The sequence below is a fragment of the Stenotrophomonas sp. pho genome (genome assembly GCF_006228405.1).
Lineage (GTDB): Bacteria > Pseudomonadota > Gammaproteobacteria > Xanthomonadales > Xanthomonadaceae > Stenotrophomonas > Stenotrophomonas sepilia.
Map to the genome: position 1 here is coordinate 287,810 of NZ_CP029759.1, position 24,024 is coordinate 311,833.

Consider the following 24,024-nt stretch of genomic DNA (forward strand, 5'->3'; position numbering starts at 1 on the left):
CTACAGGGAAGACCCCGCCGGCACGACCGTGGCACAGCACCCATGGCATGATGTCCGCGCGCCTCTGGCGCGATGACATGGAGTCTGCGATGGCCTGGTTGTCGCTGCTGCTGTTCCTGCCCTGGTTCCTGCTGCTGGGCAGCCTGTACTGGCTGTTTCCGCGCCAGCCGCGCAGCGCGCGGCGGTGCCTGTTCGATGGCACCACCCTGGTCGTGGCGTTCGCGCTGAGCATCGTGTCGATGCTGTGGGGCTACCGCATTGGCGTGGTGCAGCCCGGCGCCGGCCCGATCTGGCCGCAGGTGCTGGCGGTGCTGTATGCCTATGGCGCGTTCCTGGCGGTGCTGGTGCTGGCGTTGCTGCTGCGGCCGCGGTTCGGATTGCGCTCTGGCTGATCGGTAGTGCCGGCCGCTGGCCGGCACATGCATTCTCCCGGCCATCCCGAGGTTGCCGGCCAGCGGCCGGCACTACCCGACCAAAGCCGCATCGAACCCGGGCCGCCTGCGCGCCTACCATGGGCGTCTGTTTCCGAGACTGCCAGGTGCGTGCCGATGACCGCCGATCCCAGCATCCACACCATCGATACCGGCTTCCAGCGCCCGGACTTCGACGCGGCCTACCTGATCGTTGAAAACGGCCGCGCGGCCTTCGTCGACTGCGGCACCGGCCTGTCTGTGCCGGCGATGCTGCAGGCGCTGGTGGACGCTGGCCTGGGCGTGGATGCCGTGGACTGGCTGCTGCTCACGCACGTGCACCTGGACCACGCCGGTGGTGCAGGCCTGCTGATGCAGCAGTTGCCGAATGCGAAGGCGGTGCTGCATCCGCGCGGTGCGCCGCACATGATCGACCCGACCCGGCTGATTGCGGGTGCGACGGCGGTGTACGGCGCCGAAGAGATCGCGCGCAGCTACGGCCGCATCGAGCCGATTCCCGAACACCGCGTGGTGGTTGCCGAAGACGGCCACCGCATCGATCTCGCTGGCCGCGAGCTGGTGCTGCTGCACACGCCGGGCCACGCACTGCACCATTATTGCGTGTGGGATGCGCGCAGCCGCAGCTGGTTCACTGGCGATACGTTCGGCATCTCCTACCGCGAGCTGGACAGCGCGCAGGGCGCTTTCATCTTCCCGACTTCCTCGCCGGTGCAGTTCGACCCGGAGGCGATGAAGGCCTCGATCCGACGCATGCTGGGCTACGGCCCGCAGGCGATGTACCTGACCCACTATGGGCGCGTGCAGCAGGTGGAAAAACTGGCTGCGGACCTGTTCGAGCAGATCGATGCGATGGCCGCGATCGGCCGCCAGTGCGATGGCCGCCCGGACCGCCACCGCTGCCTGCTGGCGGCACTGCAGGCGCTGTACCTGGAACGGGCGCAGCAGCATGGTTGTGCGCTGGACGATGCGGCGGTGATTGCCGTGCTGGCGATGGACATCGAACTCAACGCGCAGGGCCTGGCCTGCTGGCTGGATCGCATCAGCAGGTAGATCCACGCCATGCGTGGATGACACAGGCCCAAGCCGCGCCGTGGTGTCACGACCACGTTACACTCTGGTGACTTCCAAGCTAGCCGTGGTACTGCCGTGAATCCGATGCGCGTGTTGCTGCTGTCGTCCTGCCTGTTTGTCGGTGGCCTGGCCCATGCGGCCAACGACCTGCCGGGTGGCGGCATCGATCCGCAGGCACTGTCGCGGCATGTGCGTGTGCTGGCGTCGGATGAGTTCGAGGGCCGCGCACCGGCGACCGAGGGCGAAGAGCGCACGGTGCAGTACCTGATCGAGCAGTTCCGCAGCTTTGGCCTGCAGCCGGGCGGCGTGGACGGCAGCTGGGTGCAGCCAGTGCCGCTGGTGCGCGCGCAGCTGGAGGGTGAGGCCAAGGCCAGCCTGTCGCTGAAGCAGGGCAAGCGTGCGCTGGCCAATGGCGTGGACGTGACCCTGCAGAGCCTGCAGCCGCGCAAGCGCGTGCAGATCAAGGATGCACCGTTGGTGTTCGTCGGCTACGGCATCGACGCACCGGAACGCCACTGGAACGACTACAAGGACGTGGACCTGCACGGCAAGATCGCCGTGGTGCTGATCAACGACGCCGACTTCGAGGCCGATGCGCCGGGCGCGTTCGATGGCAAGGCGGTGACCTACTACGGCCGCTGGACCTACAAGTTCGAGGAAGCCGCACGCCGGGGTGCCGAAGGCGTGCTGATCGTGCACGAGACCGCGCCGGCCGCGTATGGCTGGGCCACGGTAAAGAGCTCGGGCACTTCGCCGCTGTTCGACATCGAGCGCGGCCACGCCGAAGCGATGGCGCAGCACACCCCGCTGCGCGGCTGGATGCAGCGCGAGCTGGCCGAGGCGATCTTCGCCGACGCCGGCCTCGACTTCGATGCGGAGAAGCGCAAGGCGATGCGTGCCGACTTCCGCCCGGTGGCACTGGACAACGCGAAATTGAGCGTGGATTTCGCGCTCAAGCGCGAGCAGGTGGTGACCCGCAACGTGGTCGCCAAGCTGCCCGGTGGTGAACATGCTGACGAGGCCGTGATCTTCTCCGCGCACTGGGATGCGTTCGGCATCGGTCAGCCCGACGCCAAGGGGGACCGCATCCGCCGCGGTGCGATCGACAACGCCACCGGCGTGGCCACGGTGCTGGAGCTGGGTCGGGTGTTCGCTGCCGGCCCGCAGCCACAGCGCACGCTGTACTTCGTGGCGCTGACCGCTGAAGAGAAGGGCCTGCTGGGGGCCAGCTACTATGCTGCGCACCCGCTGGCGCCGCTGGACAAGACCGCTGCGGTGCTGAACATCGAGATGTTCAGCCCGGATGGCCCGACCCGCGACATTGCTTCATGGGGCAAGGGCCGGGTGTCGTTGGAAGGCGATCTGGAGCGCGTGGCCAAGGCCCGTGGCCGCAGCTACAGTCCGGACCCGAACCTGGAAGCCGGCTTCTTCTACCGTGCCGATCATTTTGCCTTCGCCCGCCTGGGCGTGCCGGCGATCACCATCGGCCCGGGCCTGGACAAGCTGGACGGTGGCGTTGAAGGCGGCCGCGCGCTGCGCGAAAAGTACTTCGCCGACTGCTACCACCAGGCCTGTGATGCCTGGACGCCGAGCTGGAACCCGAGCGGCCACGCTGCCGACACGCTGCTGGTCTACGACCTGGGTGCCGAGCTGGCCAACAGCCGCCGCTGGCCGACGTGGGAAAAGGAATCGGAGTTCCGCGGCGCGCGCGACAAGAGCGAAGCGGCCCGCCGTTGAGTAATGCCGGCCGCTGGCCGGCAACTCCCTGCTCTTTCCGGAGGTTCATGAGGTTGCCGGCCAGCGGCCGGCACTACCAAAGGAATGTTGAGTTGCCGGCCAGCGGCCGGCACGACCGGGTGTTCGTCAGCGCCGGCGCAGCAGCTTCCACGCGCCCCAGCCGCCGGCGACGAGCGCTGCCAGATAGCACGCCACCATCGTGCGCAGGCCAACCAGGGGGCCGGACTGACACCGCGATGCAGCCGCAGGTGCAGCGAGCTGTGGCCGCTGCCCAGGTCCATCGCCAGCTGCAGCGCCAGCGCGGCGCAGAACACCAGCAGGGCGATCCCGAAACCCGTGCGCGGCCACGTGGCCTGCGCGTTGGGGCGGCGCAGCACCCAGGCCAATGCCGTGGCTGCGGCCAGCGTCACCGCGATCCACATCAGCGTGGTGGCGGGAGACGTAGCGGCCACCGGCATTGCGCCAGTGGCCGCGATCACGGCAACGCGCTTACTTGCGGGTGCCGTCGAGCCAGTTCGGGCCCTTGTTGGTAAGGAAGAACACATAGACCACCAACGATACCGCGATCGTGGCGGTCACGTAGATGGCGAACCAGTCGACGTGGCCGGTCTTCAGCGCGCCCTGGTACAGCAGCGGGGCGGTGCCGCCGAACAGCGAGTTGGCCAGCGCATAGCCCAGGCCCACGCCCAGTGCACGCACGTGGGTGGGGAACAGCTCGGCCTTCACCACCGCGTTGATCGAGGTGTAGCCGGTGAGGATGACGAACGCCAGCGCCAGGGTCAGGAAGGCCAGGGTGGCGTCATGCTGGTGCGGCAGCTGGGTGATCAGGTACCAGCTGTACAGCACGCCGCCGACGCCGAAGAACACCAGCAGGGTCTTGCGGCCGATGATGTCCGACAGCCAGCCGCCGACCGGTTGCAGCACCATCAGGAAGGCCAGCACGCCCAGGTTGATCAGGGTGCCGGTCATCGGGTCGTTGCCGGCGAAGGCGCTCTGGATCATCTTCGGGCCGTTCACCGAGTAGGTGTAGAAGGCCACGGTGCCGCCAGCGGTGATCAGGAAGCACAGCAGCAGCGGCCGCCACTGGTGCACGAACAACTCGTACATCGAACCGGACTTCTTTGCCTTGCCCTCGCGCGCGGCCTCGATCGACGACTCCGACAGCGATTCGTCCATGCCCCGGCGCAGCCAGAACACCACCACCGCAGCGATGCCACCGATACCGAAGGCGATGCGCCAGCCCCACTCGGAGATCTCCGGCTTGCCCCAGAAGGTCAGCATCAGCAGCAGGGTCAGCTGGGCCAGCACGTGGCCGCCGACCAGGGTGACGTAGTGGAACGAGGACAGGAAGCCGCGACGGCCCGGAATGGCGGCCTCGGACATGTAAGTGGCGCTGGCACCATACTCGCCGCCAGTGGCGAAGCCCTGCAGCAGGCGTGCGAACAACAGGATCACGGCGGCCCAGATGCCGATGCTGGCGGCGGTGGGGGTGATGGCGATGAGGAACGAGCACAGCGCCATCAACGTGACCGAGACGGTCAGCGCCAGGCGGCGGCCGTGGCGGTCGGCGAAGCGGCCGAAGAACCAGGCGCCGATCGGGCGCATCAGGAAGGTCGCCGCGAAGATCGCCCACACGTACAGGGTGGAGTTCTTGTCGTCCGGCGAGAAGAACTGCGATTCGAAGTACACGGCAAACACCGAGTACACGTAGACGTCATACCACTCCACCAGGTTGCCGGCGGAGCCTTTGAGGGTGTTGGAGATCGACCGCCGCAAAGCGGCACGGTCGTTCGCGGGGACAACAGGTTGGGACGTGGTGCTCATCTGGGTGGAAATCCTCGATGCGGCGCGTCCGTGCGCAGGGAAAACGGCGTCCGGCCTTGGGCGGCGCGGCCGGGCAGCCCTCTTGGTACTGCATCGGCCGTCAACACGGGGTAGCAGACCAGAGCAGGGTGCATGGATGGATGACAGCGTGCCACCGTATGGGGTCCCGGACCATACTCAAAACGTCCTAGAATCCGCCTTCCCCCGGCTCCCTGGTGTGTCATGTCGGCTCCCCCCTCTTCGTCTGCGGCTGCCCCCGGGGTGGCCTTGTCGCGCTGGCACTGCTGCTGGTCTACGTGGTCTGGGGCTCGACCTATCTGGGCATCGCCAAGGCCCTGCACGGCGGCGCACTGCCGCTGACGATGGTCTCCGGCAGCCGCTTCATCATTGCCGGCGGCCTGATGTTCCTGGCCTTGCGCCTGTTCTGGAAGCTGCCGAACCCGACGCTGCGGCAGTGGCGCAACCTGGTCATCATGGGCGTGACCATGCTGGTGCTGGGCAACGGCATGGTGGTGCTGGCCGAGCGCGAGGTGTCCTCGGGCCTGGCCGCCACGGCGGTGGCCTCGGTGCCGCTGTGGATGGCGCTGTTCTCGGCGCTGCGCGGGCAACATGCCAGCCGTGGTGAGTGGCTGGGCATCGCCATCGGCTTCCTCGGCGTGGTCTGGCTCAACGCCGGCAGCAGCCTGACCGGCTCGCCGACCGGGCTGGTGCTGCTGCTGATCGCGCCGATCGGCTGGGCGTTCGGTTCTGTGTGGGCACGCGGCCTGGACCTGCCGGGTCCGTTCATGACCGCGGCCGGGCAGATGATCTGCGGCGGCGTGCTGCTGGTCCTGATCGGCCTGGCGGTGGGCGAACGCCCGACCACGCTGCCCGATACCGGTGGCCTGCTGGCGATGGCCTATCTGTGCGTGTTCGGCTCCATCGTCGCGTTCACTGCCTACGTATGGCTGCTGCAGAACGTGCGCCCGGCGCTCGCGGGCAGCTATGCGTATGTCAATCCGGTGATCGCGGTGCTGCTGGGCGCGCTGCTCAACGGTGAGCGCTTCGGTTGGCGCGACCTGCTGGCGATGGCGGTGATTCTTCTGGGTGTGGTGGTGCTGACAATGGCAAGGACGAGAAAGAAGTGAGCATGGACGAGAAAGAACAACGCCGGGGCCTGCTGGTCACCGCATCCACCTTCGTGATCTGGGGCCTGGTACCGGTCTATTGGCACCTGCTCAACGAGGTGCCCTCGTTCCAGATCATCGCCCACCGCATCATCTGGAGCACGGTGCTGGTGCTGAGTTGGCTGTTGATCAGTGCGCGCCTGGGCTGGTGGCGGAAGATCGCCGCGCAGCCGCGCGCGCTGCCGATCCTGCTGGTGTCGAGCCTGACCATCGCGTTCAACTGGGGCCTGTACATCTGGGCGGTCAACGCCGGTCATGTCATCGAGACCAGCCTGGGCTACTTCATCAACCCGCTGGTGAACGTGCTGCTGGGCGTGCTGGTGCTGAAGGAACGGCTGCGCCGGCTGCAGTGGGTAGCGGTGGCAATGGCGGCGGTGGGCGTGGCCTGGCTGACCATCGATGCAGGTACGCCACCGTGGATCGCGCTGGGCCTGGCCTGTTCGTTCGGCTTTTATGGCCTGCTGCGCAAGCTGGTCTCGGTCGACCCGGTGGCCGGCCTCGGCGTGGAGAGCATGTACCTGTTCCTGCCGGCGCTGGCGTTTGCGATCTGGGCCGAGAACGGCCACGGCGGTGCGTTCTTCCATGGTTGGGGCTGGCGCAACGACCTGCTGCTGATCTTCGGCGGCGCGGTCACCGCAGTACCGCTGATCGGCTTCGCCTACGGCGTGAAGCGCATTCCGCTGTCGCTGGTCGGCATCCTGCAGTACATCGCACCGAGCCTGCAGCTGCTGCTGGGTGTGTTCTTCTTCCATGAGGCATTCGACACTGCCAAGGCGATCGGGTTTGCAGCGATCTGGGCTGGCCTGGTGCTGTTCGTCGGCGACAACATCCGCACGATGCGCGCCAAGCGCTAGCGCCGGCGGGGATCCGACCCTGCTTCCACGCAAAAAAGAACGGCGCCCCGAGGGGCGCCGTTCTGCTTCCATCCACGGCCAGGAGAGAGGGATGGCCGTGGCGGGAACGCGGTTGCAGGCTTAGAAGCGCTGCTGGTACTTCATGTACATGAAGCGGCCGATGTCGAAGCCACCGTAGTAGGTGAAGCTGCTGTTCGGCTGGCTGTACATGATCGGGCCCTGGTGGTTGAACACGTTGTTCACGCCCAGCGACACGGTGCCATCCCACGGCAGGCTGTAGCGCACCTGCAGGTCGTGGAAGGTGTTGGAGCCCACCCTGTTGGTCGGCGAGGCGCTGGTGTACGACGAGTTGAAGCCCGGCATGTTGCACTCGTCCATGTACGAGCACTTCTCCTTCATGCTGGAGTAGTAGCGCGCGGTCCAGCCGATGCCGAGGTCGCCATACTGCCAATCCAGGTTGAAGGTGGAGCGCACGCGGAAGTCGCCCGCCCAACCGGTACGCTGTTCCACCGGGGTGGTGGCGGCGCTGTCGTTGCGCTGCTCCAGGTAATCGGTGTAGGTGGTGTTCCAGTTGACGGCGAACTTGCCGAACGCGGTTTCCGGCAGGCGGTAACGCACGTTGATGTCATAGCCGGCAGTTTCGCGGTAGCCCGCGTTGACCAGCGAGCGGTCCAGCGAGTTGACCTGGCCGTTGCTGCCACGGGTGAAGCGGCCACAGGCAGCATCCGAACCCTGCACGTAGCACTGTTCCAGGATGTTGGTGGCCGACTCACCGACGATGGCGTTGTCGATGCGGATCTTCCACCAGTCCAGGCTGACGTCCAGGCCCTGCACGAAGTCCGGGCTGTAGACCAGGCCCACGGTCCAGGTCTTGGCGGTTTCCGGCTTCAGGTCCGGGTTGGAACCCGAGCTGAAATCGGTGGTGGCCTGCTGGCCGGGCTTGGTGGCCACGCTGCCATCGCTGTTGAGCTGGCGGAAGTTGGCCGGCACCTTCAGCGCCTGGCAACGGGCAGCGACGGCCGGGCTGCTGGCGGCGGTGCCGAAGGAGGTATCGCACGGGTCGGTGAACGAGTCGCGACTGCTGACGGTGCCGCCATACAGGTCATCCACGGTCGGCGCACGGAAGCCGGTGCCGTAGGTGGCGCGCACCAGCAGGCTGTCGATCGGCTTCCACTTCAGGCCGAACTTGCTGTTGGTGGTGGAACCGAAGTTGTTGTAGTCCGAGTAGCGACCGGCCACGTCCAGCGACAGTTCGCGGGCGAACGGCAGGTCGGCCAGCAACGGCACCTGCAGTTCCAGGTAGGCCTCGTTGAGCGAGTAGTTGCCGCGGGTCGGCTGGCCGCTGGTGCCGGCGATCTCGCCCTTCTGCACCTTCATGTCCGGCGTGTAGCTGGCCTCCTCGCTGCGGTGCTCGAAGCCCATCGCGGCCAGGATGTCGCCGGCCGGCAGGGTGAACAGCGAACCGGAGATGTTGCCGCTGGCGACCTTGGTGGTGCTCTGCATCTTGTCGACGAAGCGGGTGAACAGGTAGTCCTGCACGTCCTGGTTGCTCAGCGAGCCCGGGCCGGTGTAACCCATCGGGGCAGCCGGGTTCCACGGCACGCAGCCGGCGATCACCGCGCCCGGCGCACCGCAACGGGCCACGTTGCCGTCCATGAAGGACGGGCCGACGGCCAGGTTGACGTGCGGCTGGTACATGCTGCCGGTACCGATGCGCTCGCCTTCGTTGCGGTTGTACATGTAGTTGATGTTCCAGTCCCAGTACCGCGAACCGGTTTCGAAGCTGCCTTCCAGGCCGATGCTGGCGCGCTTGGTTTCCAGGTTGTTCTCGGTGCCGCGCGGCAGTTCCTCGGTGCGGTGCGCGAACAGCGCATCCTGGCCCCACAGGTTGAACGCGCTGTCCTTGGACAGGGCGGCACGGCTGCCATTGCGGGCCTGCGCGGCGCTGACCGAGTACGGGTAGCCGGCCAGGTGCTTGGTCGACTCGCGCTTGCTGTACAGCGCGTCGGCGACGATGCGCAGGTTGTCGGTGATCGAGAAGCCACCGTTGGCGAACACCGAGGTGCGCTCCAGGCCGGTCAGCAGGCTCATGTTCGACTTGGTGTTGGCACCATCGGCCGGGTTCGGCGCATGGAAGTTGCCGGCCTTGCTTGGGTCGCCGCCCGGACCCACGGTCAGGTTCTTGCCGCCGACGGTGACGTAGCCCCACGGCGTGTTGCCGTTGAGGCCATCGTTCGGGTGGCGCGGGCCGTTGGTGTAACGGCTGAACTCGCGGTCCTTGCCCAGCACCTCGTCTTCCTTGGTGCGCTCGGCGCCCACGCTGAACCAGCCGCGCTCGAAGGTCTTGCCGAAGGTTGCACTGTATGCGCGCTTCTGGCCGTCACCCTGGCCGTACTGGCCGACATAGACGCTGGCCTCGCCACCATCGAAATTCTTGCGGGTGATGATGTTGACCACACCGGCGATGGCATCGGAGCCGTACAGCGCGGAGGCGCCGTCGGTCAGCACTTCCACGCGCTCGACGATGGACGACGGGATCGAGGCCAGGTCGGAGTAGCCGCCGGCGCTGACGCCCATGCGGCGGCCGTCGATCAGCACCAGGCTGCGTTCCGGGCCAAGGTTGCGCAGGCTGACGTACATGCCGCCGAAATCGCGCGAAGAAGTCAGCGACGAGGCGCGGCTCATGCTCGGCGCACCGGCGGCAGGAATGTCCTGCAGGATGTCGGCGACGTTGACGTAACCCTTCTTCTCGATCTCGGCGCGGTTGAGCGCGACCACCGGCTGTGCGGTTTCGACACTGGCCTGGCGGATGCGCGAGCCGGTGATTTCGATGCGGTCGAGGTTGGTCGGGGTATCGCCGGCGCTCTGTGCGAAGGCGGGGGTGGTGCAGCTGGCGGCCAGCGCGATGACGATCGCGTTGCGCAGCGGATTGGTTTTCAGGGACATCCGTGAAATCTCGTGTTTCAGTAAAAACATGCGCCCGTTCTATGGGCGCGTGGGGTGCTGCAAACCAACGTGGGGGGCGCGATTCTAGAATGTTTTCATTCGTAACTGTTTGTCTCGACGCCGCTGGGAGTGCGCGAAGATGAATCGCAACCAACAATCCACAGATGCACTGTGCGCAGCGTCACGCGCACTGCGTCTGCGATGAGTAGAGGCATCGATAGCGGCACAGAACCGCCACGCTTGAGCGGTTGTGACAACACGCCGCAGTGCGCACTTGTACGCAGGTGCCTATCCGTTGCGATGCATCCACCCGCATGAAATGCTCTTCGCGCTGTCATCGAAAACAAGAGGCGAAGGAATGATCCAGCTCGACGAAGCACGCCGTCGCGTGCAGGCTGCACTTGCCAGCGACGATGAGCCGGTTGCCATCACGCACGAGCATGAGATGGTCGAAGGCTGGCTGTTCTGCTTCCAGTCGCTGCGCTACCTGCAATCCGGCGAGATCTCGGACGCGCTGGCCGGCAATGGCCCGATCTTCATCGACAGGCATACGGGTGAGCAGCACGCGCTGGGCACGGCGTACGCGCCGGAGGAGGCTGTTCGCCGGCATTTGGCCCTGCGGCACCCACCATCCGATGTTGCGGCGATGGATGCCTGAGTTCAGCAACGAAAAAGGGACGGAGCCTTCGCTCCGTCCCCCTGCGTGATGCGCAGTCCACCGCTGCATGATGCTCAGGTTTCGCGCAGCGCCGTAGTGATCGGCAAGCGCGCCGCGCGCAGCGCTGGGAACAGGCCGCCGACCAGGCCGATGCCCAGTGCCCATTTCAGGCCGGTCCACAGCAGTTCCGGTGATACGTGGAACTTGAACACCACCGCGCTGAAGTTGCTGCCGATGGTGGACACGCTGTAGCCATTGAACAGCAGCCATGCAACCGCACAGCCGAGCAGGCCACCGAGCAGCGCCAGCAGCATCGTTTCCAGCATCACGGCCGTCACCACCGGCAGGCCGCGGAAGCCGATCGCACGCATGGTGGCGATTTCGCGGGCGCGCGTGGCCACGGCCGCATACATGGTGTTGAGCGCGCCGAACACCGCACCCACCGCCATGATCGTGCCGATCACCTTGCCCAGAATGTCGATCAGCTTGGTCAGCCCGCCGCCCTGCTTGCTGTAGTAGACGCGGGTGGTTTCCACGTCCAGCTTCAGGCGTGGGTCGGCAGCGACGGCCGCCTTGAACTGATCGAAGCCGGCCTTGCCATCGGTACGCACGCTGATCGACTGCCAGGCGCTGCGCTGGTAGGTGGTGGCCAGCGTATCGGCGTCGGTCCACAGTTCCGAATCATGCGCATCGCCAGTGGCGAACACACCGACCACGGTCCAGGTCTGGTTGCCCAGCGTCAGCGTCCTGCCGACCTCCATGTCGCGGAACTGGCCCTTGGCGCCCTGGCCGACCACGATCTCGCGCAGCCCGGTGGCGAACTTGCGGCCCTCAACGATCTTGACCTTGTCATGCACCGCCCACGCCTGCGGGCCGACACCGCGGAACTGCGCGTTGACGTCGGTGCCATCGGACTTGGACACCAGGTTGACCACCTGCGACAGCTCCGGTGACAACAACGGCCGGCCCTGCGCATCGCGGCTGATGCCGGGCAGGGTGGACAGCATGGGTACCTGTTCGCGGGTGATCACCGAGTTGGTCTCGGCCTGCGAGCCACCGCGCAGCACGATGGCAGTGGTGTCATCGCCGGTGTTGTTGAGCGTGGCCTGGAAGCCTTCGCCCATCGCCAGCATCGCCACCAGCACGCCGACCACGCCAGCGATGCCGACCACGATCACCGAGGACGCGCCCCAGCGCTGCGGCAGGCTGGCAACGCCGATGCGGGTGGCGGCCAACGCCAGCCGTCCACCGCGGGTCAGCAGCAACCACAGGGCCACCAGCACGGCCACGGCCAGCACGCCGATCCACGGCAGGCTGATCCACAGCACCAGGCCGACCGCCAGCAGCAGCACCGTCACGCCGTTGCCCAGCCACTTCTTGAGTTTGCTCTTGAACATGTCGGTGTTCTCCTCAGCGACCGGCCAGTGCGTCGACGATCTTCAGGCGCTTGGCACGCAGCGCTGGCAACAGGCCGACGATGATGCCGATCACCACGATCAGGCCCAGCCCCATCAGCCAGGTTGGCGTCGGCACGTGCGGCGGCAGCATGCCCATGCTCTTCGGGCCGATGGCCGGCAGGATCAGGGCGGCCAGGCCCATGCCGATCAGGCCGCCCAGGCCGATCAGCAGCACCGACTCCACCATCACCAGGGTCAGCACAGTGCTGTCCTTGAAGCCCAGCGTTTTCAGCGTGGCCAGCTCCGGCACGCGCTCGCGCACGGCCTGCGCCATGGTGTTGCCGGTCAACAGCAGCAGGGTGAAGAACACCGCGCCCATGATCGAGGTGACGATCATGCCGATATCCGCGAACTGCTTGACGAAGGCCTGCTGGAACGCCGATTCGGTCTGGGTCTTGGTCTCGTGGTCGGAGTTGGCCGAGATCGCATCGATCGCCTGTGCGACCCGCGAAGAGTGGTCCGGGTTGTCCAGCGTCACCGTGTACCAGCTCACCTGGTTCTTGATGTAGTCGTTGGATTCATCGAAGTACTTCCAGTTCATCATCAACTGGCGTTCTTCGTTGGCGGCCAGCGCACGGTCTTTGGAACGGTAGATGCCCTTGAGCACCAGCGGCCAGTCGTTGCTGCCGCCACGCGGGAAGATCGTCGCCTGCAGCGGGATTGTGTCGCCGATCTTCCAGCCGAACTGCTTGGCCAGGGTTTCGCCGACGATGGCGCCGGTGCGGGTCTGCTTCCAGTCCTCCAGTTGTGCCGGATCGATCTGCAACTCGCGGTAGACATCGAAGTAGTTGGGTGACACCGAGAAGTTCGGGAAGAAGTTCTTCGGGTCCTGGTAGATGCCACCAAACCACATGCCATAAGCCACGTCACGGACGCCGGCCACCTGCCGAACCTGTGCTTCCAGCCGGATCGGCAGTGACTGGGTGATCGACAGCCGCGAGGCCACCACCAGGCGGTTGGCGCCTTCCACGCTGCCACCCGACGAGAACGCCACGCGCACCGAATCGAGCATGCCGAACAGCAGGAACGCGGCCACCACCGACAGCAGGGTCAGCAAGGTGCGCGTGCGGCTGCGGAACAGCTGCGCCCACACCAACGAGAAGTATTTCATCGCTGTGGCCTCCGTCAGTGGGCCAGCGGCGCGTCGGCCAGCTCGCCCTTGTCCAGGTGCACCGTGTGCGTGGCGTACTCGGCGGCCTTCGGGTCATGGGTGACCATGATGATGGTCTTGCCGTGCTCGCGGTTGAGCTGCTGCAGCAGGCCGAGGATCTCCTCGGCCGATTGGCGGTCGAGGTCGCCGGTTGGTTCGTCGCAGATCAGGAAGGTCGGGTCGGAGACGATCGCGCGGGCGATCGCCACGCGCTGCTGCTGGCCGCCGGACAGTTCATTCGGGCGGTGGCTGCGACGGTCGGCCAGGCCGACCAGGGTGAGCGCGATTTCGGCATTGCGGCGGCGCTGCGCCGCACTGAGGTGGGTCAGCAGCAGCGGCAGTTCCACGTTCTTCTGCGCGGTCAGCATCGGCATCAGGTTGTAGAACTGGAATACGAAGCCGACATGGTGGCTGCGCCACGTCGACAGCTGGCCGCCACTCATCTGGTCGATGCGCTCGCCCTCGATGCTGATCTCGCCGCCAGTGGGGCTGTCCAGGCCGCCGATCAGGTTGAGCAGGGTGGTCTTGCCCGAACCGGACGGGCCCATCAGCGCGACGAAGTCGCCGCTGGCGATGTCCAGGTCGATGCCGTGCAGCACCTGCACTTGCTCGGGGCCACGCTGGTAGGTCTTGGTGATGTTGCGCAGTGAAACCAGGGTCGACATGGGTGGTTCTCCACGGGAGGCGGGAAACGGGGAAGCGCACCTGCGGCGGCCGCAGGCGTGCGTCGAGCGATGCTGCCGGCCGCGCCCACGGGCGCCAGGCCGTTACTGCGCTTGTTTCTGTTGCACCTTGGCGCCATCGCGCAGGGTGTCCGGCGGGTTCACCACCACCGATTCACCTGCGCTCACGCCCTTGAGGATCTGGCGGTCCTTGCCCATCGCCTGGCCGGCCTCGACCGTGCGCTGCTGCACGCGGCTCTCGTCACCCAGCACGAAGGCCACCGAGGCACCGTCGCGCTGCACCACGGCGCCGCCGGGCACGCGCACGCCCTGCGGCTTGGCCGCGGCCTGCGGCTGCGCCTGTTCCAGGAAGCTGACGCGCACGCCCATCTCCGGCACGATGCGCGGGTCCTTCACCTTCAGCGCCACGCGCACCTTGACCGTGGCCTTGCCGCGGTCGGCGGTGGGGATGATGGCGATCACCTCGCCGGGAATCTTCCATTCCGGGTAGGCGTTGAGCGTGGCTTCTACCGGCATCTTCGGCTGCACGCGGCCGATGAAAGCCTCGCCGACCTCGACTTCGATCTCCAGCGAGTCCATGTCCACGATGGTGCCGATGCCGGTACGGGTGAACCCACCACCCGCCGACAGCGGCGAAACGATCTCGCCGGGCTGCGCCGCCTTGGCGGTGACCACGCCGGAGAACGGCGCGCGCACGATGTTGTTGTCCACGCCCAGATCGGCGATGGCCAGCTGGTCGCTGGCAACCTTGACGTTGCGCTGCGCGGTATCCAGCTGCGCACGCAGACTGTCGCGCTGGGCCACGGCCTGGTCGTACTGCGAGCGCGAGACCAGCTGCTGGCCAACCAGCGCCTGCAGGCGGCTGGCTTCGGCGGCGGTCTGCTTCTGCTGTGCCTCCAGGCCGGCCACCTGGCTGCGCGCAGCCTGCAGCTGCGAGGCATACAGGCTGCGCTGCGCGTCGGCATCGATCGGGTCGAGCGTGGCCATCACCTGGCCGGCTTCGACCCGCATGCCTTCCTCGATCATCACCTCGCGCACCTTGCCGGTGATCTTGGCCGACACCGTGGCCATGCGACGGGCAACCACGTAGCCACTGGCGTCGAGCACCGAACTGCTGGCGCTGCCCTGCTGGATGGCCACGGCCGGAGCGGTTTCCACCTCTACGGCCGGTGCGCGACTGAACAGGTAGGCCACGGCCGCGGCGACCAGCAGCACGACCACGATGATCGCGATCCACAACCAGCGGCGACCACCGCCATTGCCTCCGGAGGCCGGCGGCGGCGACTTGCGGTCGATACGGAGTTCCTTCAACAGCTCGGCAGAAGCGTTCATTCGTTCCATCACAGGCGTTCGGGCGGGTGTGGCCGGAAGCGCGGACGACGGCGGTTCCGGCGGTGGAGCGTGCGGCACAGCATGAAGGCAGGTACAGCGATGACGGCAGTGACAGCTGTCATCCGATGACACTGACGGCGGCAACTGCGAAATGTGACCACGACGGCACAGGATGGCAACGTCTCCGCTACCGGTACCGCCCATGGATCCGATCGCCCTATTGCCGGCCCGCCGCAGCGGCGCCGCCAAGCGTACCGTGATCTGCGCTCGGCTGCGCCAGTGCCGCCCAGCCGACGGTGGCGCCTGCGCGCAGGCGGCTGAACTGGCATGATCGGCGGCGATCGTCCCCGCCTGGAACCGCCCGTGCCGTCCATCTGGCTTGCCTCGCTGCTGCGCCCCGCGCCCGACTCGGCGGTGGCCGATACGCTGCGCCGGGGAAAGTCCCCCTGGGGCGAGGCAATCCACCTGCTGTGGTCAGTGTGGATCTTCCTGACGCCCTTGCTTGGCCATGGCTTCACCCTGCGCTGGCTGCTGCTGACGCTGGCCAGCTACCCGGTGTTCCTGCTGCTGTACGCCAAGGTGATGGTGGCGCCGCGCCATCACGCCCCGCGCTATGCCCTGGGCCTGATCGCGATGTCGCTGGTGCTGCTGCCCTGGTACCCGTCCGGGCTGACCTACTTCGTGTTCGGCTGCGTGCTGCTGCGGGTGAGCGGTCGCGGAGGGTGGTGGCAGTATCTGCTGCAGCTCACTGGCCTGAACCTCCTGTTCTGCAGCCTCGCCCTGCTGTTCCAGTACCCGTGGCAGAGCCTGGTCTGGATCCCCGCCGTGTCCTATATCGTCGGCCTGGTCGTGAACGTGGAGGCACTCAACCAGCAGAAGGATGCGGCACTGCAGCTGTCGCAGGACGAGGTGCGGCGGCTGGCGGCCACTGCCGAGCGCGAACGCATCGGCCGCGACCTGCATGACCTGCTCGGTCACACCCTGTCGCTGATCACGTTGAAGCTGGAGCTGGCGCGCAAGCTGCACGACCGCGGCGACGCGCGCGCGCGGGTGGAGATCGGCGAGGCCGAGGCCATCGCCCGCGAAGCGCTGGCACAGGTCCGCAGCGCGGTCACCGGCATCCGCGCCAGTGACCTGGCCGGTGAGCTGGCGTCGGCGCGGCTGCTGCTGGAGTGCCAGCAGGTCCACCTTCAATACGCACCCCACCGGCGATGCCGGTGGATGTCGAACGTGGGCTGGCGCTGGTGCTGCGCGAGGCCGCGACCAATATCGTGCGCCACGCACAGGCGACGCAGGCACGGGTGGAGTTCATGCTGGAGGGACGCATGCTGGCGATGCAGATCCGCGACGATGGTCGTGGCGGCGTGCAGGCCGAGGGCAATGGGTTGTGCGGCATGCGCGAACGCGTGGCCGCCCTGGGTGGAAGCCTGCAGGTGCAGTCCGCAAGGGGTGAGGGTACGGTGCTGACCGTGCGCGTGCCACTGGCCGCCGCGACCACACCGCTGCCGCCAGGCGTGCCGCCGTCGCTGGTGCAGGACGGTGCCGCATGATCCGCATCCTGCTGGCCGAAGACCAGGCGATGGTACGCGGCGCACTGTCGGCGCTGCTGGGCCTGGAAGCGGATATCGAAGTGCTGGGCAGCGCCGCCGACGGCGAAACCGCGTGGCGCATGCTGCAGCAGCTGCAGCCGGACATCCTGGTGACCGACATCGAGATGCCGGGCTTGTCCGGGTTGGAGCTTGCACAGCGCATCGCGCGTCACGAGCTGCCGATCAAGGTGGTGATCGTGACCACCTTTGCCCGCGCCGGTTTCCTGCGCCGTGCGTTGGAAGCGGGCGTGCTGGGCTATCTGCTGAAGGACGCACCGGCCGAGAACCTGGCCGAGGCACTGCGCAAGGTGAAGCAGGGCATCCGCGCGATCGACCCGCAGCTGGCACTGGATGCGTGGTCGCAGGCCGATCCGCTGACCGACCGCGAGCGTCGCGTGCTGCGGCTGGCGGGCGAGGGCCGTACCGCCAGCGAGATCGCCGAACAGCTGGGGTTGTCGCACGGCACAGTGCGCAACTATCTGTCCGAGTGCATCGGCAAGCTGGGCGTGGCCAATCGCATTGAGGCGTACCGGCTGGCGCGGCAGAAAGGGTGGCTGTAGGGGCGGCCTGCCTTTCCTGGTGATGTCGTTTCCGCGACCGCGGGTGGGTGTCACTTTCTTTGCGCGCAAAGAAAGTAACCAAAGAAACGCTCCGCCGGCCGCGAGCCGGCGCGCTTCGCACGCCGGTGCCCTGCGCTCCTCGGTCCGTCGAGGGACGGTGCGGGAACTCGCTGCGCTCAGACACCCGCACCTCTTCGCCCTCGCCGGACCTGCGGTGCTCGGCTCGCTCAAGGCGGACTTGAAGGTCAAGATCAACAGCAAGAGCATCCACGCATGGCGTGGATCTACTGGGTGCAGCTGTCGCTCTTGATGTTGGGTCCGCCTTGAGCGAGCCGAGCATCGCAGGGGAATCAGGGGCGAAGAGGCGCCGGTGTTTGAGCGTAGCGAGTTCGGCGCCGTCCCCTGATTCACCGAGAAGCACAGGGCACCGGTGCGCAGCACCGGCTCGCGCTCTGGCGGCGCGTTTCTTTTGGTTACTTTTCTTTTCGCGCGAAAAGAAAAGTGACACCCCCTGCGGTCGCGGAAACGATCCGCCGGGAACTCCCGGCGAACCCGATCATCACTTCTTCCCGCGCGCCATCGCCTGGAACACCCCGTCGCGACGCACCCACAGGTGGAACAACGCCGCACCCACATGCATCAGCACCGTAGCGAACAGCACATACGCCAACAGGCTGTGCGCATTGCGCAAGGCGGCATACAACGCCGGGGTGTGCGGCACGATCGGCGGCAGGTGCAGCCCTCCCCACAACACGATCGGGTATCCGCCGGCCGACAGCATCGCCCAGCCGATCAACGGCATCGCCAGCATCAGCGCGTACAGCATCCAGTGCGAGGCCTTGGCCGCTACCCCCTGCCAGACCGGCAGGTCGGCAGGCAGCGCCGGTGGGCGATGGCGCAGCCGGTTGTACAGGCGCAGCAGCGCCAGCAACAGGATCGCGATGCCCAGCGGGCGGTGCAGGTCGATCAGCGCGGGACGCAGGTGCAGCGAGGCGACCATGGTCACGCCGATGAACAGCATGGCGACGATCATCAGCGCCATGGACCAGTGCAGCACCCGCGCCAGCAGGTTGAAGTGGCCGTTGCCGGTGCTCATCGTGCGGTCTCCTTCGGTTGTTCGACATTGCCGGCGGCGCGCTCGCGTTCACGGCGGTTGAAGGACTGCGAGTACACCGTCGAGCGGGCCGCCAGGATCGGATCATTACTGCCGCGCACCCCACTGGGCAGGATCAGCGGATCGAAGTTGATCTGGCCGCAGGCGCCTTCTTCCTGCGACTGCATGCGGTCCAGGCTGAGTACGCCCGCCACTACCTGGTCACGCGACTCGGGCCACGGTACCGACGGATCATCGATGGCATCGCCGGGCTCGGCGGTGGTCACGACCAGGTTCCAGCGTACCGGGCCGCGGGCCAGGCGCTGCTGCAGTTCCTGGCTGAGGAAATCGACGCTGGCCTGCTTGCGCGCTTCCGCATCCATCTCCACCACCGGCGCCAGCGGCTGCCAGCGCCAGCGCACCGCACGCTTCTGGCCCTGCGCATTGGTGAACCAGAAACTGTTGACGCTGTTGAAAGTGGTGTCGGCCCAGCTGCTGGTCCATGGCGCTGTCTTCGCCCACTGCTGGAACGCCTGCGCACTGGGGTATTTCGCCAGCACTGCCGCCATCTTCTGCGGGTCCGGCTTGCCGGTGGCCGGGTCGGGAATCGAGGCGCGGGTCTGCTCGTAGAACGCCTCGGCCGTGGGTACCGCGAAGAACGGGAAGCTGTTCATCGCCATGCGCCATTCCTGGCCATCATCGCTGACCATCTGCACCGCCAGGCTGCGCACGCGTGCGGTGTTGTCGGCGCCGTAGGGGTCGCCGCCACCGATCGACAGGCGGCCCATCACCGGCACACGCGTCTGCGAGAACACCCGGGCACTGGACAGGGTAGGGGCCTGCGCGCTGGGTTCGAACCAGCCGCTTACGCAGACGCCCTTGCTGTGTGCACGGCGGAAGCCCGGATGGGCCGGGCCGGTGGCCTCGATGGTGTCGGTGAAGCGCTGCGCGGTGAGGCGGTCGCCCATCCAGCCGGCCAGCCAGGCGAAGGCCAGCGCCACGGTACCCAGGATGAGCGCGATCAGCGCGATCCAGAGCAGGGGGGAATGCTTGCGCGGTGCGCCTGGCGTCTGGCCGGCACGGGTGTAGCCGAAGAGCGACATGGTCGGAGTCCTGCCTTCACGGAGCGTGTGGGTGGTCGACCCACACATCCTCGCAGAACCCTTCCAGGCCCGGTATTCAAATTTTCGTCAAGTTTGCCGGGGACGGCGTGCCGACCAAGGTCGGCACCCACCCGATCAGCTGTAACGCGCCTTCAACATCGCCCACGCCGAGCGCAGCGCCAGCGCTTCGCCACCGGCCGGACGGCCCGGGCGTTCACCGTCGTTCCAGGCGTACACGTCCAGGTGCGCCCAGCGCTGGCCGTCTTCGAGGAAGCGTTCCAGGTACAGCGCGGCGGTCACCGAGCCGGCCATGCGCGAACCGGCATTGGCCAGGTCGGCAATGCCGCTGCTCAGATAGCGCAGGTAGGGCCGCCACAGCGGCATGCGCCAGACCGGGTCACGGGTTGCGTCGCCGGCCTGCAGCCACTGCTGCGCCACCGTGTCGTCATTGCTGAAGAGCGCCGGCAGATCCGGACCCAGCGCGATGCGTGCGGCACCGGTAAGAGTGGCGAAATCCAGCACAAGGTCCGGCTTCTGCTCACCGGCGAAGGTCAGCGCATCGCACAGGATCACGCGGCCTTCGGCATCGGTGTTGTCGATCTCCACGCTCAGGCCCTTGCGGGTGGCGATCACTTCGCCCGGGCGGAACGCATCCGGACCGATCGCATTTTCCACCGCCGGCACCAGCAGCGTCAGGCGCACCGGCAGTCCGCGCGCCATCACCAGGCCGGCCAGGGCCAGCGCATGCGCGGCGCCGCCCATGTCCTTCTTCATGTTGCGCATGCCGTCGGCCGGCTTGATGTCCAGGCCGCCGGTATCAAAGCACACGCCCTTGCCGACCAGCACCAGTGCCGGGTCGGTTTCCTTGCCCCAGCGCAGCACTACCAGGCGCGGCGCACGGTGCGAAGCGCGGCCCACGGCGTGGATGGCCGGGAAGTTCTGCTTCAGCAGTTCATCGCCGGTGATCGCCTCGACCTGCGCACCATGTGCATCGGCCAGTGCACGCGCGGCGTCTTCCAGCTGCTGCGGCCCCATGTCTTCGGTCGGGGTGTTGACCCAGTCGCGCACGCGCAGGCTGGCGGCGATCAGGTCGGCCACTTCGCCGGACGGTGCGGCCACCAGCTGCGCCGGGGCGCGGTTGCGCTTGCGGTAACGGTCGAAGCGGTAGCTGCCCAAGCCCCAGCCCAGCTGCAGCAGCGCCTGTTCGGCGGCAGGCAGTTCATTGGCCAGCTGCCAGACACTGCCTTCCGGCAGCGCGTGCGGCGCATGCGCATAGCTGTAGGCATCGGCGCGATCACCGACACCGATCACCGCGCCGGCCAGGCCCTCACTGCCGGGCAGCAGGGCCACGCTGTGCGCACCGGCAGTGAAACCCTGCGAGGCCAGCCAGGCCTGGGTGGCGGCCGGTTGGCCGTCCTTCCAGGCGGCGAACTGCTCGCGGTCCAGCACGTACAGCGGCAGCGCCGCGGTGGTGTCGGCGGTGAAACCAGTGATCTCGCTCATGCGTCAGGTACTCCGGGATGCGGCGGCGTCGAGGTTGGCGTCCAACCAGTCGGCCAGGCCGGTGAGGGTGTCGAACTGCAGGTCCGGCTGCAGTTTCGGATGGGTCCAGGTGGCTGCTTCGCGGTTGATCCAGCACCCGCGCAGGCCGGCGGCGATCGCCCCGGCCACGTCCATTTCGGCGTGGTCGCCGACATGCAGTACCTGTGCCGGCGCCACACCCAGTCGGGTGCAGGCGGCGTGGAAAATGCTTGCCTCCGGCTTGGCCGCGCCGTGTTCGCGCGCGCCCAGCTGGAAGGCGAAATGATGCGCCAGGCCGATCCGCTCCAGATCGGCGTTGCCGTTGCTCAGCGCTGCCACCGGCACCCGCGCGGCAATCCGCGCCAGCGCATCGATCGCATCGGGATAGCACTCGACCTGGTTGCGCGCGGCGTAGAACGCTTCGTACGCTGGCTCCAGCAGATCGAGGCTGGCGCCACTGGCGTGCAGCGCTTCGTGCAGGGTCAGCCGGCGCAGTGCGCTCAGGTCGTGATGGAGGTGCGGATGGGCGTGGTACAGGCGCTCGCGCAGTTCGCGCATTGCCGCCACCGGATACATCGCGGCGGTGGCGGGGCTGTGTTCACGCATCCACTCGTGCAGGACCAGGTCGATGCGGGCGCCAATCGGAGCGAACGGCCACAGCGTGTCGTCAAGGTCGAGAGTGATGGCTTGGACGGGGAAATTCACCCCTCCATTCTACGCCTGCCCGCGCGGGCTTTCATTCCAGCAGCCGTGCCCAGCCCTGCATGCCTTCCAGCCGTGCCAGCACCAGCTTGATGCAGACCAGCAGCGGCACCGCCAGCAGCAGGCCGATCATGCCCCAGGCCCAGCCGAACACCATCAGCGCCAGGATCAGCACCAGCGGCGACAGCTTCATGCGCCGGCCCAGCACGATCGGGGTCACCATCTGCCCTTCCAGAGTGTGCAGGGCCAGGTACGCGGCCGCCGGCAGCAGCGCCTGCAGCGGGTCGCGGAATTCCACGAAGCCCATCAGCAGCATCAGTGCCACGCCGATCAGCGGACCGACGTACGGGGCAAAGTTCAGCAGCGCGGCCACCGTGCCCCACAGCAGCGCCTCCTGCAGGCCGATGCCGAGCAGCATCAGCACGCCTGCGAACACCAGCCCGACCAGGGTGTTGATCACGCTGATGGTCAGCACGTAGCGCGAGACCTCGCGCTCGATCGACCGCAGGATGTCGGCGGTGAAGCGCTGCTGCTGGCGGTTCGGGAACAGCGCGATTGCCGCGCGCTGCAGGCTCTGCCCATAGATCATGAAGAACAGGGTCAGCAGCACCACGGCCAGCACCGAGGCGGCAAGCCGTGGCGCGCGGGTCAGCATGCGGTACGGGTCGTCGAGCTGGGTGCGGATCACCTGCACCTTGTGGTTGCTGTCGCCGCCGGCGACGCGCGCGAAGTTCTCCGCCGCCTGGTTGGCCTGCTGCACCGGCTTGGTCAGGTCCTGCACCTGGCGGGCGACCTTGCGCAGCTGCTGCGGGGCTTCCTGCGCCCATTCCATCGCCGGGCCGATCAATTGCACCGCCAGCGAACCGGTCACGCCCAGGCCGGCGCCGAGAATCAGCAGCGCGCCCAGCGCGCGCGGAATCCACAGTTTCTGCAGCAGGCGCAGGATCGGGTTGCCGACCAGTGCGAAGAACATCGCCAGCAGCACCGGCAGGATGATGTCCTGCGCAGCCCACAGCGTGTAGCCCACCGCCAGGGTCGCCAGCACCACCAGCGACATCGGCCCGCGTGGGCGAGACGGAGGCGGCAGCGGTGCCTCCGGGTCCTGCGGATCGGCTGGTGACAGGGACAGGGAGGACTCGCTCATCGACGCATCAGCCGGAAAGGGGAGCGCATTATCCGCCGGCCGCGATCGGCGCGGCGGATTCCATGGATCAACGTTCGGACAGTTCGGTGGCGGCTTCGGCCGGGCGCGGTTCGCGCGGCTCCGGTTCTGCGGCGGCCCGTGGCGCCGCCGCTGGCGCGGGCCGTGCGGCTGATGCCGATGCGGCCGCCTGTGCCTGTTCGCTGGCGTTGTCGGCTTCTTCGGCCGCATCGTCGGCGGTAGCCGCAGCCTGCGCCGCCATCGCCGTGGCGAACGCTGCCTGCGCACTGGCGAACAGGTTCGACACTGAACCCACCATCTGCAGCCAGCGCGCACCGTTGACCTTGCCCGGCATTTCCAGCTTGCCGGCAATGAAGCCACCGGCCAGGCCCACTACCACGATGCGTAGTGGCGACCAGCCCTGGCGCCAGACCTGGCTGAGCGTGGACCAGTGGTCCTGGGTCTCGACCAGACGCACGGTCACCACCTGTTCGCAGCGCTTCACCCGCCGCTGCAGCGCACCGAACTTCATGGCTTGCCCTCTGGCAGCTGCACATCGGCATCGGGGTCGTCTTCGCTGGGCTCGTCGAACAGGCCCAGGCGGGACAGCTGGCGCCGGGTGGCGTGCATGCCGGTGTGGTGGAAGAAGTAGGACACCCGCCAGATCGCATAACCGGTGACGGCCAGGCTCAGCAGCGAGGTGATCAGCAGCGCCTGCAGCCAGCTCAGGCCCCAGCTTTGCAGCAGGGCGATGAGGGTGGCGGCCATCAGCAGCCAGGCCGACGCACCGAATACGATCGCTACCCCGGCCCAGGCCAGTGCACGGCCGAATGCGCTGCGAGCCAGCGCAAAGTCGGCCGAGGCCAGCCGGCGCAGCGAACGCAGCGAGTGCTTGGCCGAATCGGCAGCGGCACGACCGGCCGCGCCGACCTGGCGGATGCTCTCATCCAGCGGCGGGGTGGCCGCCGGATCAGGGGCTTGCGCGTTGTCTTCGCTCACGCCGCGG

General features: G+C 67.3%; 21 protein-coding genes and 2 pseudogenes. 9 read left to right on the plus strand and 14 right to left on the minus strand.

Annotated features, from left to right (window positions below; genetic code table 11):
• Nucleotides 1-89: 89 nt before the first annotated feature.
• The 3 genes from DL544_RS01315 (at nt 90) to DL544_RS01325 (ending at nt 3,239) form a co-directional block, all read left to right on the plus strand.
• Nucleotides 90-392, plus strand: coding sequence for a hypothetical protein (locus DL544_RS01315; protein WP_139728052.1), 303 nt, complete (start codon nt 90-92; stop codon nt 390-392).
• 156 nt (nt 393-548) lie between these two features.
• A complete protein-coding gene (locus DL544_RS01320; protein ID WP_005420590.1) occupies nt 549-1,481 on the plus strand; it encodes an MBL fold metallo-hydrolase in 933 nt (310 codons plus the stop codon).
• A 105-nt stretch (nt 1,482-1,586) separates the two neighbouring features.
• Nucleotides 1,587-3,239, plus strand: coding sequence for a M28 family metallopeptidase (locus tag DL544_RS01325; RefSeq protein WP_139728054.1), 1,653 nt, complete (start codon nt 1,587-1,589; stop codon nt 3,237-3,239).
• Nucleotides 3,240-3,365: 126 nt separating this feature from the next.
• Here DL544_RS01325 and DL544_RS21485 read toward each other — a convergent pair.
• A pseudogene (locus tag DL544_RS21485) lies at nt 3,366-3,661 on the minus strand (hypothetical protein).
• 67 nt (nt 3,662-3,728) lie between these two features.
• The gene (locus tag DL544_RS01335; protein ID WP_005420583.1) at nt 3,729-5,063 is read right to left on the minus strand and encodes an MFS transporter; all 1,335 of its coding nucleotides are present in this window, start codon (nt 5,061-5,063) and stop codon (nt 3,729-3,731) included.
• Between the two features lie 215 nt (nt 5,064-5,278).
• Here DL544_RS01335 and yedA point away from each other — a divergent pair, with 215 nt between their 5' ends.
• Entirely contained in the window at nt 5,279-6,190 is a 912-nt protein-coding gene (gene yedA / locus DL544_RS01340; RefSeq protein WP_139726624.1) for a drug/metabolite exporter YedA, read from the plus strand.
• Complete coding sequence (gene rarD, locus DL544_RS01345) at nt 6,187-7,083, plus strand: EamA family transporter RarD (protein WP_139726625.1); 897 nt, start codon at nt 6,187-6,189, stop codon at nt 7,081-7,083. Before yedA ends, rarD begins: the two co-directional genes overlap by 4 nt.
• 120 nt (nt 7,084-7,203) lie before the next feature.
• Here rarD and DL544_RS01350 read toward each other — a convergent pair whose 3' ends face one another.
• Entirely contained in the window at nt 7,204-10,029 is a 2,826-nt protein-coding gene (locus tag DL544_RS01350; RefSeq protein ID WP_065185637.1) for a TonB-dependent receptor, read from the minus strand.
• A gap of 319 nt (nt 10,030-10,348) precedes the next feature.
• Here DL544_RS01350 and DL544_RS01355 point away from each other — a divergent pair, with 319 nt between their 5' ends.
• Nucleotides 10,349-10,687: a YrhB domain-containing protein gene (locus tag DL544_RS01355; protein ID WP_255313028.1), complete on the plus strand. Its 339-nt coding sequence runs from the start codon at nt 10,349-10,351 to the stop codon at nt 10,685-10,687.
• A gap of 74 nt (nt 10,688-10,761) precedes the next feature.
• On the opposite strand, the gene DL544_RS01360 is transcribed toward DL544_RS01355, so the two are convergent.
• The 4 genes from DL544_RS01360 to DL544_RS01375 form a co-directional block, all read right to left on the minus strand.
• Nucleotides 10,762-12,084 carry an ABC transporter permease gene (locus DL544_RS01360; protein ID WP_005420576.1) on the minus strand — a complete coding sequence of 441 codons (1,323 nt, stop codon included), beginning with the start codon at nt 12,082-12,084 and terminating at the stop codon, nt 10,762-10,764.
• A gap of 13 nt (nt 12,085-12,097) precedes the next feature.
• Entirely contained in the window at nt 12,098-13,255 is a 1,158-nt protein-coding gene (locus DL544_RS01365; protein ID WP_005420575.1) for an ABC transporter permease, read from the minus strand.
• A 14-nt stretch (nt 13,256-13,269) separates the two neighbouring features.
• Nucleotides 13,270-13,959 carry an ABC transporter ATP-binding protein gene (locus DL544_RS01370; RefSeq protein ID WP_005420572.1) on the minus strand — a complete coding sequence of 230 codons (690 nt, stop codon included), beginning with the start codon at nt 13,957-13,959 and terminating at the stop codon, nt 13,270-13,272.
• Between the two features lie 102 nt (nt 13,960-14,061).
• Nucleotides 14,062-15,309 (minus strand): efflux RND transporter periplasmic adaptor subunit, encoded by a 1,248-nt coding sequence (locus DL544_RS01375; protein WP_139726627.1) that lies wholly within the window; start codon nt 15,307-15,309, stop codon nt 14,062-14,064.
• Nucleotides 15,310-15,511: 202 nt separating this feature from the next.
• Here DL544_RS01375 and DL544_RS21490 point away from each other — a divergent pair, with 202 nt between their 5' ends.
• From DL544_RS21490 to DL544_RS01385, 3 genes and pseudogenes are all read left to right on the plus strand, one after another.
• Entirely contained in the window at nt 15,512-15,640 is a 129-nt protein-coding gene (locus tag DL544_RS21490) for a hypothetical protein (protein ID WP_255313029.1), read from the plus strand.
• Nucleotides 15,637-16,859 (plus strand): annotated as a pseudogene (locus DL544_RS01380) (sensor histidine kinase). Before DL544_RS21490 ends, DL544_RS01380 begins: the two are co-directional and overlap by 4 nt.
• Nucleotides 16,856-17,458 carry a response regulator transcription factor gene (locus DL544_RS01385; protein ID WP_005420563.1) on the plus strand — a complete coding sequence of 201 codons (603 nt, stop codon included), beginning with the start codon at nt 16,856-16,858 and terminating at the stop codon, nt 17,456-17,458. Before DL544_RS01380 ends, DL544_RS01385 begins: the two are co-directional and overlap by 4 nt.
• A gap of 559 nt (nt 17,459-18,017) precedes the next feature.
• Here DL544_RS01385 and DL544_RS01390 read toward each other — a convergent pair.
• From DL544_RS01390 to DL544_RS01420, 7 genes are all read right to left on the minus strand, one after another.
• Nucleotides 18,018-18,554, minus strand: a complete 537-nt coding sequence (locus DL544_RS01390; protein ID WP_065178987.1) for a cytochrome b — start codon at nt 18,552-18,554, stop codon at nt 18,018-18,020.
• The gene (locus DL544_RS01395; protein ID WP_139726628.1) at nt 18,551-19,654 is read right to left on the minus strand and encodes a catalase family peroxidase; all 1,104 of its coding nucleotides are present in this window, start codon (nt 19,652-19,654) and stop codon (nt 18,551-18,553) included. The genes DL544_RS01390 and DL544_RS01395 overlap by 4 nt, the downstream gene beginning before the upstream one ends.
• A 135-nt stretch (nt 19,655-19,789) precedes the next feature.
• Nucleotides 19,790-21,157 carry a leucyl aminopeptidase family protein gene (locus tag DL544_RS01400; protein WP_053499499.1) on the minus strand — a complete coding sequence of 456 codons (1,368 nt, stop codon included), beginning with the start codon at nt 21,155-21,157 and terminating at the stop codon, nt 19,790-19,792.
• Nucleotides 21,158-21,160: 3 nt separating this feature from the next.
• Nucleotides 21,161-21,880 carry an HAD family hydrolase gene (locus tag DL544_RS01405; RefSeq protein WP_053499497.1) on the minus strand — a complete coding sequence of 240 codons (720 nt, stop codon included), beginning with the start codon at nt 21,878-21,880 and terminating at the stop codon, nt 21,161-21,163.
• Between the two features lie 31 nt (nt 21,881-21,911).
• Entirely contained in the window at nt 21,912-23,021 is a 1,110-nt protein-coding gene (locus DL544_RS01410; protein ID WP_065178990.1) for an AI-2E family transporter, read from the minus strand.
• Nucleotides 23,022-23,088: 67 nt separating this feature from the next.
• The gene (locus DL544_RS01415) at nt 23,089-23,550 is read right to left on the minus strand and encodes a protein sip-5 (protein ID WP_065185642.1); all 462 of its coding nucleotides are present in this window, start codon (nt 23,548-23,550) and stop codon (nt 23,089-23,091) included.
• Nucleotides 23,547-24,017, minus strand: coding sequence for a phage holin family protein (locus tag DL544_RS01420; RefSeq protein ID WP_004153834.1), 471 nt, complete (start codon nt 24,015-24,017; stop codon nt 23,547-23,549). Before DL544_RS01420 ends, DL544_RS01415 begins: the two co-directional genes overlap by 4 nt.
• Between the last annotated feature and the right edge of the window lie 7 nt (nt 24,018-24,024).